15 protein-coding genes are annotated in these 14,192 nt (G+C 38.3%); 10 read left to right on the top strand and 5 right to left on the bottom strand.

Translation table 11 applies throughout. From position 1 onward, the window contains the following. Window positions 1-240: 240 nt before the first annotated feature. From Q8N22_03290 to Q8N22_03315, 6 genes are all read left to right on the top strand, one after another. Entirely contained in the window at window positions 241-645 is a 405-nt protein-coding gene (locus Q8N22_03290) for a PEGA domain-containing protein (GenBank protein ID MDP3052947.1), read from the top strand. A gap of 150 nt (window positions 646-795) precedes the next feature. Beyond that, window positions 796-1,629, top strand: coding sequence for a hypothetical protein (locus tag Q8N22_03295; GenBank protein MDP3052948.1), 834 nt, complete (start codon window positions 796-798; stop codon window positions 1,627-1,629). Window positions 1,630-1,688: 59 nt separating this feature from the next. After that, a complete protein-coding gene (locus tag Q8N22_03300) occupies window positions 1,689-1,940 on the top strand; it encodes a hypothetical protein (GenBank protein ID MDP3052949.1) in 252 nt (83 codons plus the stop codon). A 58-nt stretch (window positions 1,941-1,998) separates the two neighbouring features. After that, on the top strand, window positions 1,999-2,202 hold the full coding sequence (locus Q8N22_03305; GenBank protein ID MDP3052950.1) for a hypothetical protein: 204 nt from the start codon (window positions 1,999-2,001) through the stop codon (window positions 2,200-2,202). A gap of 7 nt (window positions 2,203-2,209) precedes the next feature. Next, complete coding sequence (locus Q8N22_03310) at window positions 2,210-3,466, top strand: hypothetical protein (protein MDP3052951.1); 1,257 nt, start codon at window positions 2,210-2,212, stop codon at window positions 3,464-3,466. Then, window positions 3,463-5,055 carry a nitrilase-related carbon-nitrogen hydrolase gene (locus tag Q8N22_03315; GenBank protein ID MDP3052952.1) on the top strand — a complete coding sequence of 531 codons (1,593 nt, stop codon included), beginning with the start codon at window positions 3,463-3,465 and terminating at the stop codon, window positions 5,053-5,055. The genes Q8N22_03310 and Q8N22_03315 overlap by 4 nt, the downstream gene beginning before the upstream one ends. Window positions 5,056-5,064: 9 nt before the next feature. Here the strand turns inward: Q8N22_03315 and Q8N22_03320 are convergent, their stop codons facing one another. The 5 genes from Q8N22_03320 to Q8N22_03340 are packed head-to-tail and all read right to left on the bottom strand — an operon-like array spanning window position 5,065 to window position 10,498. Further along, window positions 5,065-6,108, bottom strand: coding sequence for a polyprenyl synthetase family protein (locus Q8N22_03320; protein MDP3052953.1), 1,044 nt, complete (start codon window positions 6,106-6,108; stop codon window positions 5,065-5,067). Window positions 6,109-6,112: 4 nt separating this feature from the next. Beyond that, window positions 6,113-7,021, bottom strand: coding sequence for a UbiA family prenyltransferase (locus tag Q8N22_03325; protein ID MDP3052954.1), 909 nt, complete (start codon window positions 7,019-7,021; stop codon window positions 6,113-6,115). A 34-nt stretch (window positions 7,022-7,055) separates the two neighbouring features. Then, the gene (locus Q8N22_03330) at window positions 7,056-8,207 is read right to left on the bottom strand and encodes a glycosyltransferase (GenBank protein ID MDP3052955.1); all 1,152 of its coding nucleotides are present in this window, start codon (window positions 8,205-8,207) and stop codon (window positions 7,056-7,058) included. A gap of 3 nt (window positions 8,208-8,210) precedes the next feature. Beyond that, the gene (locus Q8N22_03335; protein ID MDP3052956.1) at window positions 8,211-9,743 is read right to left on the bottom strand and encodes an aromatic amino acid ammonia-lyase; all 1,533 of its coding nucleotides are present in this window, start codon (window positions 9,741-9,743) and stop codon (window positions 8,211-8,213) included. Next, on the bottom strand, window positions 9,740-10,498 hold the full coding sequence (locus Q8N22_03340) for a hypothetical protein (GenBank protein ID MDP3052957.1): 759 nt from the start codon (window positions 10,496-10,498) through the stop codon (window positions 9,740-9,742). Before Q8N22_03340 ends, Q8N22_03335 begins: the two co-directional genes overlap by 4 nt. A gap of 216 nt (window positions 10,499-10,714) precedes the next feature. On the opposite strand from Q8N22_03340, the gene Q8N22_03345 reads away from it, so the two are divergent. The 4 genes from Q8N22_03345 (at window position 10,715) to gatC (ending at window position 14,191) form a co-directional block, all read left to right on the top strand. Beyond that, window positions 10,715-11,035: a hypothetical protein gene (locus Q8N22_03345; GenBank protein MDP3052958.1), complete on the top strand. Its 321-nt coding sequence runs from the start codon at window positions 10,715-10,717 to the stop codon at window positions 11,033-11,035. A gap of 177 nt (window positions 11,036-11,212) precedes the next feature. Next, window positions 11,213-11,653, top strand: a complete 441-nt coding sequence (locus Q8N22_03350) for a glycine zipper domain-containing protein (GenBank protein ID MDP3052959.1) — start codon at window positions 11,213-11,215, stop codon at window positions 11,651-11,653. A gap of 75 nt (window positions 11,654-11,728) precedes the next feature. Continuing rightward, the gene (gene ligA, locus Q8N22_03355) at window positions 11,729-13,867 is read left to right on the top strand and encodes an NAD-dependent DNA ligase LigA (GenBank protein MDP3052960.1); all 2,139 of its coding nucleotides are present in this window, start codon (window positions 11,729-11,731) and stop codon (window positions 13,865-13,867) included. Between the two features lie 6 nt (window positions 13,868-13,873). Beyond that, window positions 13,874-14,191 carry an Asp-tRNA(Asn)/Glu-tRNA(Gln) amidotransferase subunit GatC gene (gatC, locus tag Q8N22_03360; GenBank protein MDP3052961.1) on the top strand — a complete coding sequence of 106 codons (318 nt, stop codon included), beginning with the start codon at window positions 13,874-13,876 and terminating at the stop codon, window positions 14,189-14,191. The last annotated feature ends 1 nt before the right edge of the window (window position 14,192 follow it).

Below are 14,192 nucleotides of genomic sequence, written 5' to 3' on the forward strand. Positions count from 1 at the left end.
ACGCTATTTTTTAGATAAAAATATTTTATTTATTGGATATCTTAACGTAAAAAGCGCTTCCTTTGTTTTCGCCTTTACTTTCAGCCTAGATTATTTTACCGAGTTTTGAGAAAAAACACAAAATTTGACAGATTTCTAATTTTAAGATATACTTTATATCAGGAAAATCAGTATAGTTGTTTAACAATTTTTAAAATGGAGGTAAGGATGAAAAAGACAGGAAAGTTGTTATGCCTGATTATGGCGTTATGTTTTGTGTTTGTAGCGTCAGGTTGCGCCACCATAACCAGAGGCCGGTATCAAAAAATTCCCGTGGTTTCTAACCCTAGCGGAGCGAAAGTCATTGTTAACGGCAAAGAACTGACGTCTCCCTGTACGTTGGTATTGAAAAGAAAGCAACGTCTGTATAAAGTCAGTATAAAAAAAGAGGGTTACGAGCCGGTAGAAATAGTATTGCAAAGAACAGTGCCTGGTTGGGGTGTGTTCTGGGGATGGGGGAATATTGAGCCCGTTGGTATTATAGTTGACTGGTGCACAGGCGCTGCTTACAAACTTATGCCCACAGAATTGAAAGTAAATTTAGTTCAGAAGAAATTAGGTTTAAACGACTTAAAAGACAAAAACATCTCGATTGTCTCAAATTAGCCGGCGGATAGAGTTAATAATTAACTGAGATTAATGACTCTGTCCATTTAAGGCCCCGGATATCACATCGGGGCCTTTTTATTTTCCTATGAAAGTTATCCACAGTTTAGTTATGTTTACCATTTCGCCATTATGATATAATTAAATCAAATGAATAATTCTAATTTAATTAAATTAATAACCATACTATTGGTAGTTACTGTTTTTACCTTTCATGTCAATGAAGCGAAGGCTTGGGTATTTGTTGTTATCTGGATTATTAGGGCCGTTACTGGTGAAGTTGGGACGGGTAATGCCAACTTTTGGGGTATACTTACCGCCATCCTTACTGGGGGAATTGCGCCTCTTGTTGGCGAAATGATGTGTTTAAGCGGCCAAGATAGTATATGGTTTACCGATTGCGCAGAAAACGCCTATGTAGGTCCTACTGCAGATTCATCATCGGGACAGCCAGTATTAAATAATCAATCTTTCACCACCACCTGTAATTCTGCGAGTTTGACTTATGACGTTTCTAACGCTTATCAGTACGGCATTTATCGGGCTACCGCCGGGGCGACAGAAAGTACTTTAGTAAATTCCGGTAGCGCTCAAGGTATTTCTAATATTACCTATACTGACTCCAATCTTACTCCACAAACTAGTTATGAATATATTCTGGATTTAACTGATAGCGCTGGCACGGAATTCCAATATCCGCCTCAAATTGCCTATACTCAATGCCTGCCCGAGTGCACTTTCAGCGCCGACAAAAGCCAAGTGGTTTTCCCGGAGACGGCTACTCTTTCATGGGCTTGCAGCTATGCCGATTCCTGTAGTATTTCACCCACTGTCGGCTCGGTCAATGCCCAATCGGGCACAGCCACGGTTTCTCCCGCTTCAATAACCGATTATATCCTGACTTGTCAGAATGGCGATGGTTCGATTTCTTTCTCTTCTTCAATTGACGTCGTCAATCCCAGTATAAAAGAAGTAAAACCTTAATAATAAAAGTCGAATTATTAAGTCATCAGTTATTAGTTATAAGTCATTAGTTAAATTATATGGACAGATTCAAACTTTATAAAAAATGGTTTTGGATTGGATTAGCCGTCGGATTTATAAACCCCATTTTGGGCTTGGTTTATGGCATCGCTCTTGTCGTTGAAAAAGACCACCGCAAAGAGGGAATAATAATTATAATTTGGACTATTGTCTGGACGATAAGCACTTACTATGGCATCATTTGGCTGGCAAATAACGGTTATCTGCCGACTTTCCAGTTAAAATCTCCCGGCACATTGCTTCTCCCCTAAAAGTAATAAATAAAATTTAACAAGGTCGAATATTATAAACCTAAAAATGTTAAAATCTATGAAAAATAAAAAAATTCTGAAATCATTGTTATTTTTAGGAATTGGATTATTAGTTTCCGTATCTTTTGTGGCTTTGCAAAAAGTGAAGGCCGTGATAGTCAAAGGATTGGAAGACGGTAAAAGTATCAGAGTTAGTAGTGATAATTCTTCTTGCGAAATCCAGAAAGATTCCCATTTTAGCGGTTGCAACACCGTGATATAATTCAGGGATGGATTATAATCCTTTATCCCTAAAAGAAGTATTAAGTTTTGTCTGGGATAATCCCTATTCGGATTTTTACCGGAAAAAATACGAAGCCGCCGGTTTCAAAAAGAAGGATGTCTTGAATCCAAAAAATTTCAAACATCTTCCTTTTCTGACCCGGCAGGAATTAGAAGCCGTACCGCCGCAGGAACGGCTTTTTGTTAATGCCGATGAAGTCCAATTTGTGGCTTATACTTCCGGTACCAGCAGTCAAAACCCGCTGATTACTTATTTCGCTAAAGTGGATAATTATTATTTTGACCCCACTCTTGGCTTAGGGGTTAAAAGATTATTAATCACTTATCCGCCTTTAAACAAAAATTTCGGCCACACTTTTGTCCAGCAATGCGTTCAAGCTAAAAATAAATCAGTTCCTATTTTTGCCGATTATCAGAATTTAGCCAATAGCGCCGTTATCGCCGCGAAACTTAAAGCCGATGCTATTTATGCCACCCCGACTATCGCCTCAATGCTGTTGGAATTTTTACAGAAATATTATGACCCGAAAGAAATTAAATTATTGGCGTTAAGTTCGGAAACTCTGACTTCAATACGGAGGAAGCAGCTTGAATCGGCTTACCCCAATGCTCAAATCGCCAATTTATACGCTTCATCGGAAATCGGCCAGTTTATTTTATATCCCTGTAAGAAAATTATCACTTCAAAAAAAGATTTATTTCATGTTCTTCGGCCGCCTATGCTGGAGACAGAAATTATTAACGGAGAGTTGATTATTACTTATGCCAATAATAAAGCCCTGCCGCTGATCCGTTACCAGACAGGCGATTTTTTTGAAATTGTCAGTGATAATTGCGAGTGCGGTCTTAAAGGTCCTGTTTTGGCCTGGCTAGGCAGAGAAGATGTTGATAAAATCAGGGTAAGCGGGGTTGAAATAAAGGTCAATGACGTTGAAAAAGTATTTGCACCTTTAGTTGGTATTATCGGCAATAATTATCAGATCCATTTTTATGAGAATCAAAAAGGGGCAGTTGAAATAATTATTGAAGTCAAAAAATCTTCAATCAGCGGGTTGGTTAACCCTGATTCAATTGCTGTAAAAATAATTGACCATTTAATGAATAATTGGCAACTGTCGCCAACCGCCTACTTGAAAGAAGCTGTCAATAAAGGATTATTCTTGGTTCCTAAAATAAAATTCGTGGAAGAATTATCTTTTCTAACGTCTAAAACCCGAAGATTAATTAATCATATGAAAGAATGAAATCCAGGCTAAATTTATTTTTTGAAAAATATTGGTTTTTTTTGCCGTTTTTTTCGGCGCTTTTGCTGATTCTTTCTTTTCATCCTTTTGATTTCTGGTTTTTAGGTTTTGTGGCTCTTGTGCCTCTTTTTTATTTCCTTAATTTTTCCGAGAAAATTTCGTTATCCAAAATTTTTTGGGGCGGCTTTATTGTTGGAGTGATTTTCTCTTCGTTTCTTTCTTTTTTTACGCTTTTTCACTTCCATTGGCTGCCGGAAACATATCTTTTCGTCTGGTTGGTGCGTTTATCGCCCCTCCTGATTTCTCTTATTAGCGGTGTTATAGTTGGCTTGGTGCTTTTGGGATATAAAAGGCTGGCTTCAAATAAAATAATTGATATTTTTGTCCTTGCTTCGCTCTCGGTTCTTATTGAGATAATCCATTATAAAATATTCTCGGGGTTTGATAATGGTTTATTGGCTTACACCGCTCATAATCTAACTTATTTAATTAGATTATCTTCTCTTGTGGGTATTTTTGGGATATCTTTTATTATCACCCTCGTTAACGTTTTTATCGTTTTTTTCATCTTGCGGCCTGATTATAGAAAGAAAATCGCTTATCTATTTTTCGCCGGCTTAACGATTTTCTTTTTGATAAGTTTTTCAAATAATCATTATTTAGACGGAGGCAGTAATGATTATCATTCGGCGAAATTCGCCATTATCCAAAACTCCGACAAAAAAAATATTTTTGGTTTTTTCTCTTCCAAAAACAATCATTTCTATTTCCCCGGCGCGGAGCGTTTGATAGCCCAAGTGATGCCTTCGGAACCGAATTTCTTAATTTATCCGTTCAGTCCTTTTAACGGCCATTTGGCGATTGATAAGACAGAAATTAAAGACGAAGGCCTTAAAAAAACCATTGCCGGGGAAGCCAAAGATTTTGGAGAATGGGTGGCTAAACAAATAGATTCTAAAACGATTTTTGTTAATTGGGTTAACGTGGTAAGAGATGACAATCTTTATCCAGAAATAATTTTTTTAAAAGGCAAAGATTTTATCGCTAATTATCAAAAAAGAGAACTTTTTCCCGCGATGGATTATACGCCGGAAGTTTTTAAAAAAATCGGTCTTTTTGTCACCTCGGTTGACGCCTCGCCGGCTTCTACCGGAAATAGCCCCGTTGTTGAGATAGGAGATGTGAAATTCGGACCCTTGGTTTGTTCTGAAATTTTCAAATCGGAACTTGGGCGCAAATCTGCTTTTCAATCGAACATTTTTCTTTCTATTGGTTCGGAGGCGATGTTTGTCGGCAAGACCCCCGGCGAATGGAGTTTGATTGTTTCCCAATTTATAGCGGCGGCGAATAACAGGCCATTAGTAAGAGCGAATATTTTTGGGGCATCGGCTTTTATCAATGAAAAAGGCAAGGTGATAGAAAAGATGGATTTTGAGAAAACCGGAGTTTTGATTAAAGATATGAAATATAAAAAATCTCCGAAAAACACTTTATACAGTTATTTCGGAGATTGGCCGTTTATTCTTTTGATTTTATTATTTTTGTCGTCAATAACGATTCCTAAACTATTTAAGCTTAAGAAACGATAATCAACTCCCTTAATTATCGTTAATGAGCCCCTGGGAATACCCCAGGAGTAATTTCTTGTATTGAGGAGGTATTTTTACAGAGGCAAGGCGGTTCTGCGCTATGTTTACGCAAGTTGATATTTCTTTTTTTGCGTATGACAGGGATCCGGTTTCTGATATAAGCCGTCGCATTTTTAATAAATCCCTTTTATTCACCTTATTTTTGGAAAATATTTTTTTTATAGTCAGTTTCCCTTTTCGGTCTGCGCAGTGATAGGCGCGCCAGATAAGGATTGTTTTTTTAGCTTCTTGTAAATCCGAAAGAGTTGATTTGCCGATTTTTTCCTCTTCTCCGAATAACCCGATAATATCATCTTTTATCTGAAATGCCCTCCCCAAATATAGGCCATATTCAAAAAGTTTTTTGATGTCATTTGTTTTTGCCCCGGCCAGTGTTGCTCCTATTGCGAGGGGAGAAGCGAAGGTATAATTACCGGTTTTCAAATCGTATATTCTGTAGATATCCGGCTTGGTTATTTTGTCTATATTTTTTATTCCCGCCAACAGCTCAATAAATTCGCCGCCGGTGGTGCGCAGAGCGGTCTCAATAAATATTTTGAGAGCCTCTTCTTTGCGTTTCCTGTCCTCTTTAACGGCTAAAAATGATTGTATCGCCATGGCGTATAGAGTGTCCCCAATGACAATGGCTAAATCCTGACCGTTGAATTTGATATTTTTGTATTTTTTAAGATAATTATTCAGCATTGTATGCATGGCTGGTTTGCCTCGGCGCAGGTCGGATTTATCTATAATATCGTCGTGGACAAGCAAGAAGTCATGCAGGAGTTCTATGGATATGGCGCTGCGGTATAATCCGGGCGCGGTTTTTTTAGAAAAACTTAGATAGCCTATCAGGAAAAAAATGGGGCGGATGCGCTTGCCTTTTCTGGATATAAAGTCTTTGATATGCCTGGATAGAACCGGAGAGATTTTTTTAAGCGAGTAAAGCTTATCTACACTGCGAACATAATCGGCAAGTTCAACTTTAATTCTGCTTTTTAACTTCAGAAACATAAACCTATATTAGATTATTAAATATTTTGGCGATAAGCGGTATTATAAAATATGAAGTTACTACAAACCCCCAAATATTGTAAATCACCATCGTTTTCAAATAAAATTTCAGGAGAAAATCATGGTCTTTAATAAAGAGACTGAAAATAAAAATACTTAATGGCACCACTACTACTAAGCCGTAAATTGGCCTTGCGCCGAAAGACAGGGTAAATCCCACAATGATCATAGCCGCTACGCATACCAGCAACGATTTTTGTTTTCCGAGAATGGTTGCGGAAGTTTTTTCACCGGACGCTCTATCGCTTTCAATATCAACAATTTTTGCATAAAATTCTGTAGCCCCGAAATAAAGAAAGGCAATAATTATCCACAGAAAATTAGGCCAGTTATCCGCTACAAAGATGTAGCCGCTTAATAACGGTACGACATACACCACGGCTCCCAACAGAGTATCCAGCAGCAGTAGATTTTTTACACGAAACGCATAGGCAGAGTATAAAAAAGTGCCTATAAACAAGAAGGCGACCATAGCTGAAATTTTCAGATTAAAAGACACTATACTTATTACAATAAAGAAGATGGCAGTGGCTGTCAGACCGATAAAAACCGGCCATTTATCATAATCCTCGGCGATCATCCAAGATTTCTTTTTTCTCGGATTCTCGGCATCGGCCTTGCGATCATAGTAACTATTTACGCTGTTCGCGGCGATATTCAATGCTATCAGAAACCAAAAAAAATATAGAACGAACCCGGCTATAAAATGGCTAGTGTAAAATTGAGACGGATTTTCAATATTTGATAACGCGAGAGCGGTTCCCAAAATAAATACTCCGCCCGTATAAAGCCAGATACTCGGACGGCTTAGGATGATTACTCGTTTTGCCGCAGAATATATCTTTTTCAACATAATATAGAGCATTGTATAGCTTGGTTTATTTTTGTTAAGTTAACTTAACAACCCGATCCTTCCAAGTAATTGATTTTTTGAAAAAAGAACAAAAGCCAGCGATTATAAATACAATTATAACATAAAAACCCAAAATTGGAGAGAAAACGGCAATATAAACCGGCTGGCGGTTTAAAAGCAGGTAAAGCCCGAAAATAAAAACAAATATGGCATAGCTTGAAAAACCGCCTTCCGGAAAACCAGTGAGAATTTTTATTACTCCGTCAATGCTGAAAGCCACCAGAATGAAAGTTGTGGCAAAAGAAGAAAAATTTACAAGACGGAAATCCATACTTCTTATAATGCCTTTCAATGATTCCTTGAAATTATCGTATAAAAATACCGATATACCAGAACTATTCTCATCAACTACTGCAACTTTTTTCTTTAAATTAATCGCTATTTTTATGAAAGCCTGGATTTCAGGAACATAATTTTTTACCTTTTCATACCCGCCGATTTCATCATAAGTGTTTTTATAAAGTAAAATATTTTCTCCCCAGGAGACAGGGGATTGTTCCACCTCCAACAGCGAGCTAAACCAAAAAGAAAAACGGAAAATAAAATTTAAAAATAAGAAAGGCCAGTCCCGCCATTTCCTAATAATTAAGCGGGAAAAACGGAATAATATTTCCGCTTCGGACGCTAAAAGGTGATTCACGGAATTTTTAAGACTTTCCGGTTTAAGTCTTACATCGGCATCAACTATTAACATCAGCTTTCCCTTGGTCAGTTTTACTGCTTCATTAACGGCCCACGGTTTGCCAAGCCATTCTTTCGGCGGAGTTGGGACATCAAAAATTTTTATGGAGATTTTAGAAGAAAATTTCTTAATGGTTTCCAGGACAAAGTTTTTGGTGTTATCCGTTGAAGAATCATTGGCAATGATGATTTCAAGATTTTCGTAATTTAAAGCCGCCAAGGAATTTATGCAAGAAACTACATTTTTTTCTTCGTTCCGCATAGGAACAATGATTGAGACAAATGGGTATTCCTTGACCGGAGTTTTTGGTTTTTTTAATTTACGTGAGGACCTTAGAAAGAATGAAATAAACAATAAGCTTTCAAAAATTATTAAAAAAACATTACTATAACTGATAAAAGAAAATATTATAATTAATAAAGGAGTGGCCCAAAAAATAAACATAATTTAAAAAAACATTGATTTCGTTAAATTCCCGCTTTTTATCAAAGAAATAATTTTTTCTATATCGGCCGATAGCGGCTTGTCTTTATGTAGAAAAGGAACGACTTTCCGGATTTTCTGATATATTTTTTTAGATTCCTTGCTTGCTTTTTTGATTCCCCGCAATTCAATTGCCTGCATTCCGGCTAAAAGTAAAATCGCCGTTAATTTTTCAAGGTTTTCATAAGATTCTTTGAGATCAAAAGCCGCGTGAGTGCCCAAACTATTGACATCCTGATTATCTCCTTCGGTGGGGAGCATGACTGCCTGGTTTGATAAAGACAATTTTCGGTTTTGGACGGCAAGCGAAGCCGCCAGAACCTGAATCGGCTTGAAGCCGCTGTACTCATCGGGATTTTCAATCAGATTCGCCGGCAATCCTTTGTTTTTTCGCGGATGAATCAAATTGGCGATAATCGCGTGGATCCAGGATGATGCCTGGGCGATGTCAATTTTTAAAATATCACAGGCCTCGGTGATATAATAGCCCATAAAATTGGCGTTATTATAAATCTTTGCGGGGTTTGTTCTTACAATAGGGTTGTCATTGACCGAATTCATTTCTTCTTCTATCCAATTAATCGCTTGTTTGATGTTTTCGTAAAACGGTCCGAATCCCTGCGGAATGGAACGAAGAGAATAATAATCCTGAAGATCTTTTTTATTGAGCAATTTGCTTCCTTGCCAAAAATTAACGAAAAATTCATCAACTATAATTTGGCCGGAATGTTTTTTGGCTTTATGAACGAACGGATCATATGCGTCAGTAATAACCGAAAGCGACTCTAAAGCCACGGCTAAAGCTGAAAGTAATACCGGAAATAATTTAGCAATATCAGAAACGGTCAGGGCGGCAATCGCCGTCATAAAAGAAGTGCCGTTGATCAACCCAAGTCCTTCTTTAGCTTCCAACTGAAGCGGTTTTAAGCCGAATTTTTTCATTGAAATTTTCGCTTCTATTTTTTTCCCATCCAAAAAGCATAGCCCGCTTCCGGTTAAAGCCGAGGCTATCGCCGCTAAAGGAATAAGATCGCCGCTGGCTCCGATTGAACCGTAACGCCTGACGACAGGAACGATATTTTTATTCAGAAAATCAACAAGTGATTTTATAACTATGGGCCGCACGCCCGACATTCCCTTACTTAACATTTGAGCTCTCAATAACATTGCCGACCGGACAATATCTGCCGGTGTTTCTTCGCCTAGACCGCAGTTGTGCGATTGAATAAGATTATTCTGCCGTTCTTTCAAGGAGTTAAGAAAAGTTTTTGTCTCTCGGCCGATATTTTTTTCAACCCGGTGGAGATCGCCGCCGAATTGGGTGGTAATGCCATAAATTGGGATGCGCTTTTTTAAAAAATTTTCCAAAACAGCCCTGTTTTTAGCCACGATTTTATAAACGTCAGGCTCAACGGAAACCAGGGACGATTTTCTTGCCACTGCCTCAATGTCTTTTAATTTTAACCACTTATCGGCCCCGATAAATATTTTTTTCATAAATTCTTTAAAAGATTATTAAGTTCGGTGAATAATTTATTTGATTGGCTGCCGGTATCATTTATTTTTTGCATAGATACCTGAAGTTGTTGGGATAATTGGTCGATTTCATTATTATCTTGAGAATTTAAGATTTTTCCCAAAATATCAGAAAGCTCTAAAGCGGATTGAGCAAAAGTTTTTCCAGCTTCAATTGTCTCGTCGGTTTTTAATTTTATCGCGGCGTCGGTGGTTTGGCTGTTGGCCAAAGTCCAATTATCAAGTGAATTTTTGAGATTAGAGGCGTCAGTTGCAAGAACGGCGTTTTGCGAAACACCCAGGGAAATTAAAGATAATAAGGCATTTGTATCTCCATTTTGGTATTTTTCCTGAAGCGCGGCTAATGTTTTTTGGATTTCACTCATGGCCGCGGGAATTTTGTTCAGATTATTGATTGAATCCTGATAAAAATTTATGTAGTTTTGGCTGATAACCGCTGGCTTGACGGTGACGGATTGCGGGGGGATTGGAGACGTTTTTTGCGGTGTCGTTGGTTGCTTGGAAGGAGACGCTATTTCTGCCGGTTGGATTTGTGAAAAGGAGGTATCAATTCCCCCGGAAGGAATTTGGTAATTAAGCGTTTCCAAAGTCGGATTTGGCTTATTGGTTTTGCTGCCGATTTCTTTTGGTTGATTATTATGATAGAGAAAATAACCCAATCCCGCGAAAAGTCCGATTAAAACGACTATGGCTAGAGAAATTAAAATAATTTTCATAATTGATTCAAATTTATAGTATACTTTTAATTACGAAACTCCAATTTTACCGATAACAGGCAAAAAGATTTTTCTGAAATCTAAACGGAAGCGCAGCCCAGCACATAACGCATTATGTGCTGGGCGTGAGCGGATTGAAGAAAATTTTTTCGCCTGTTACTATACAGTTTAGTTTCGTAATTCACAGTAGTAGACTACTATAGTATAATATCAATTATGGGAAAAAATAAGGGACAGGTGATGTTGATGACGGTTTTAGTAATTGGCGGCTTGCTTTTAGGCGCTTCTTCAATCGCCGGGCTTTTGATGGTCTATCAGATCCGTCAGTCAAGCGATGTCATCAACTCCACTAAAGCCATTTTTGCGGCCGATACCGGAATTGAATGGGAGCTTTACAGAATACTTAAGGACTCAAATTATCCAAAGCCGATAATGACTAATCAAGCTGATTTTTCCACAACGGTTTACGGCACCAGTACTATAAAATCAGTCGGCACTTCCGGGAATTCTTCCCGGGCTTTCCAGGCCGGCCTTTAGTTTAAAATAAAGAATGCGGCGAAGGCGGTATTAATTTAAATACCGTCTTTTTTGTTATGCTATTTTTTAAATAAAATGCTATAATTTTATGGCTCATTGATAATCAAACTATTGGGGAATAAAAGGACAAAAAGGCAAATTTGGAACTGTATTAATCCTTGAAAGGAGGTTTTGAGTATGAAAACGAAAACGTTATTCTTGTTATTCTTAGCTATGGCGTTAGTCATTGCCGGTTGTGCCTCTATGGGTCCGAAAACAAAGACCGGAGCGGTTATCGGAGGCGTGATTGGCGCAGTGGCAGGAGGAGTCATCGGCCATCAAAGCGGACATGGCTTAGGAGGGGCCGGTATTGGCGCAGTAGTAGGCGCGCTTGGCGGTGGTTTGTTCGGTAACGCAATAGACCAGAAGGATAAAGAGGCTACGGCAGTTAATCCTAGCCATATCCCTCTTACCAAGATTGCCGAGATGGCTTCCCAAGCTACACCTGATGCCGTGATAATCAGCGAGATTGATAGAACCCGATCCGTGTATAATCTTAACTCAGAGATAATCACTTACTTAAAACAGAATAAAGTAAGCGATAAAGTCATTGACCACATGATGGCTACAGCCAAATAGTTTAATTTTACCTTTTATCCCCACCACAAGGCGGTATTTAATATTAAATATTAAGTACCGCCTTTTTTTATTTTTATGTTAAAATTAAAAAGTATGGATAAAAAAGATGTCAAAGAACGCATTGAACAACTTAAAAAAACGATTAATTATCACCGCTATCTTTATCATGTTTTGGACAAACAGGAAATTTCCGATGCGGCTTTGGATTCTTTGAAAAAAGAACTTTTTGATTTGGAACAGCAATATCCCGATTTAATCACTCCGGATTCGCCCACTCAAAGAATAGAAGGGAAACCTCTTAAAGAATTTAAAAAAGTTCGGCATGAAACGCCGATGCTTTCTTTTAATGACGCTTTCTCAGAACAGGATATGAAAGATTGGCTAGAGCGGCTAGAAAATTATTTGGGAGCAAAAATCAGCGTAAATCAGCGTAAATCAGCGTTATTTTATTGCGAACTGAAAATTGACGGCTTAGCTATTGAATTAATTTATGAAAACGGGATTTTTATCCAAGGCGCTACCCGCGGCGATGGTCTTGTCGGCGAAGATGTAACTCAAAATCTGAAAACCATTGAAGCTATACCGCTGAAATTATCTCCCTACTGGAGATCCGCCGCAGGTGGAGAAATTAAAAATAAAGAATTAAAAATTCCTCCATATTTAGTTGTAAGAGGGGAGGTTTTTATCACAAAAAAAGAATTTGAGAAAACAAACAAAGAGCAACTCAAAAAAGGATTAGCCGAATTCGCCAACCCCCGGAATATGGCCGCCGGCTCAATCCGCCAACTGGATTCTAAAATTACTGCCGGCCGCCACCTTGATTCCTATATTTATGATATTGTCACCGATTTGGGTCCCGCCTTCGCCGATGCTTCGGCGGGTAAACTCCAAACCCACGAAGAGAAACATCAAATCTTAAAATCGCTGGGTTTCAAAACTAATCCCGACACTAAACCCGTGAATAGTTTGGAGGAAATTTTTTCTTTCAGGGAACATTGGGGCGAAAAAGAAAATCGCGATCGATTATCTTTTGAAATTGACGGGATTGTCGTTATTGTTAATGACAATAAAATTTTTGAAACAGCTGGAGTTATCGGGAAAGCGCCTCGGGCCGCTATCGCTTACAAATTTTCTCCCAAAGAAGCTGAGACAATTATTGAAGGCATTAAAGTGCAGATTGGCAGAACCGGCGTTTTAACTCCAGTGGCTATTTTAAAACCGGTTGAGGTTGGGGGGACTACTATTTCTCATTCCACTCTTCATAATTTTGACGAAATTGAAAGATTGGGAGTGAAAATCGGCGATACGGTAATTATTAGCCGAGCCGGAGATGTTATCCCTAAAGTCATTAAAGTTTTAAAAGAATTGAGAACCGGCAAAGAAAAAGAAATCAAAATTCCGGCTTATTGCCCGGCTGATGGTTCTAAAATTATTAAAGACGGCGTGGTTTATCGTTGCAGCAATCCAAGATGCGGCGGCCGTAATCAAAGATCTTTGAAACATTTTGTTTCCAGAGCCGCTTTTAATATTCAAGGTTTGGGACCAAAAATAATCAATAGATTTTTAGACGAAGGTTTAATCAGCGATGCCGCGGACATTTTCCAGTTAAAAGAAGGCGATATCTCGGTTTTGGAACGTTTCGGCGAAAAATCCGCTGAAAACATAATCTACGAGACTAAGTCTCATAGGATTATCAGTTTGCCGAGATTTATTTATGCCCTGGGAATTTTACACGTGGGCGAAGAAACAGCTTTGCTTTTGGCAAAAAAAATATCAAGTATCAAACCTCAGACATCAAAACCGACTCAAATATCAAGCATTTTAAAAAATATTTCCCTGGAGAAACTTCAGGAAATTTCGGATGTCGGGCCGAAAGTAGCTCAAAGTATTTTTGATTGGTTTCGTAATGAAAAAAATATAAAATTTTTGGCGAAGCTGGAAGAAGTCGGCGTAAATATTGAAGCGCTAAAGTTAGAACCAAAAAGTTACAAACTCAAAGACAAAAGTTTCGTCTTAACCGGCACTTTGGAAACGATGTCCCGCGAACAAGCCAAGGGGAAAATTCGTTTGCTTGGCGGAGAAATCTCCGAATCAGTCAGTAAAAACACCGATTATCTGGTCGCCGGCGCCGAACCCGGCTCTAAACTGGAAAAAGCCAAGAAACTGGGAGTAAAAATTATTGAAGAAAAAGAATTACTGGAAATGTTAAAATAACCATATATGTCTGATTTTGATAAAAAAACTTTGGAATATCTGGCGGAACTGGGACGGATAGAATTGGCCGAATCCGAAAAATCAAAACTCCTTAAGGATTTACAGGAAATCCTTAATTATTTTCAGGAATTGGAAAAAGTAGACACTACCGATGTTGAGCCGATGTCCGGCGGCACGTTTCAGGAAAATATTTTTAGAACCGATGAAACAAAAGAAGGAAAAAATGAAAAACTGGCTGAATTATTCCCTGAAAAAGAAAATGATTTCTTAAAAATTCCGCCGGTATTTTCCGCCGAAGGCGGATCCGCCTCGGGCGGAGAATAAG

This window comes from bacterium, from assembly GCA_030693325.1.
GTDB lineage: Bacteria > Patescibacteriota > Minisyncoccia > UBA6257 > MFKM01 > MFKM01.

Bases quoted from the DNA above. Each gene is read 5' to 3' on its own strand.
- Q8N22_03295 (MDP3052948.1), top strand. From the start codon at position 796: ATGAATAATTCTAATTTAATTAAATTAATAACCATACTATTGGTAGTT.
- gatC (MDP3052961.1), top strand. From the start codon at position 13,874: ATGTCTGATTTTGATAAAAAAACTTTGGAATATCTGGCGGAACTGGGA.
- Q8N22_03350 (MDP3052959.1), top strand. From the start codon at position 11,213: ATGAAAACGAAAACGTTATTCTTGTTATTCTTAGCTATGGCGTTAGTC.
- Q8N22_03335 (MDP3052956.1), bottom strand. From the start codon at position 9,743: ATGAAAAAAATATTTATCGGGGCCGATAAGTGGTTAAAATTAAAAGAC.
- Q8N22_03340 (MDP3052957.1), bottom strand. From the start codon at position 10,498: ATGAAAATTATTTTAATTTCTCTAGCCATAGTCGTTTTAATCGGACTT.
- Q8N22_03300 (MDP3052949.1), top strand. From the start codon at position 1,689: ATGGACAGATTCAAACTTTATAAAAAATGGTTTTGGATTGGATTAGCC.
- Q8N22_03320 (MDP3052953.1), bottom strand. From the start codon at position 6,108: ATGTTTCTGAAGTTAAAAAGCAGAATTAAAGTTGAACTTGCCGATTAT.
- Q8N22_03330 (MDP3052955.1), bottom strand. From the start codon at position 8,207: ATGTTTATTTTTTGGGCCACTCCTTTATTAATTATAATATTTTCTTTT.
- Q8N22_03325 (MDP3052954.1), bottom strand. From the start codon at position 7,021: ATGTTGAAAAAGATATATTCTGCGGCAAAACGAGTAATCATCCTAAGC.
- Q8N22_03305 (MDP3052950.1), top strand. From the start codon at position 1,999: ATGAAAAATAAAAAAATTCTGAAATCATTGTTATTTTTAGGAATTGGA.
- Q8N22_03290 (MDP3052947.1), top strand. From the start codon at position 241: ATGGCGTTATGTTTTGTGTTTGTAGCGTCAGGTTGCGCCACCATAACC.
- Q8N22_03345 (MDP3052958.1), top strand. From the start codon at position 10,715: ATGGGAAAAAATAAGGGACAGGTGATGTTGATGACGGTTTTAGTAATT.
- Q8N22_03315 (MDP3052952.1), top strand. From the start codon at position 3,463: ATGAAATCCAGGCTAAATTTATTTTTTGAAAAATATTGGTTTTTTTTG.
- Q8N22_03310 (MDP3052951.1), top strand. From the start codon at position 2,210: ATGGATTATAATCCTTTATCCCTAAAAGAAGTATTAAGTTTTGTCTGG.
- ligA (MDP3052960.1), top strand. From the start codon at position 11,729: ATGTTAAAATTAAAAAGTATGGATAAAAAAGATGTCAAAGAACGCATT.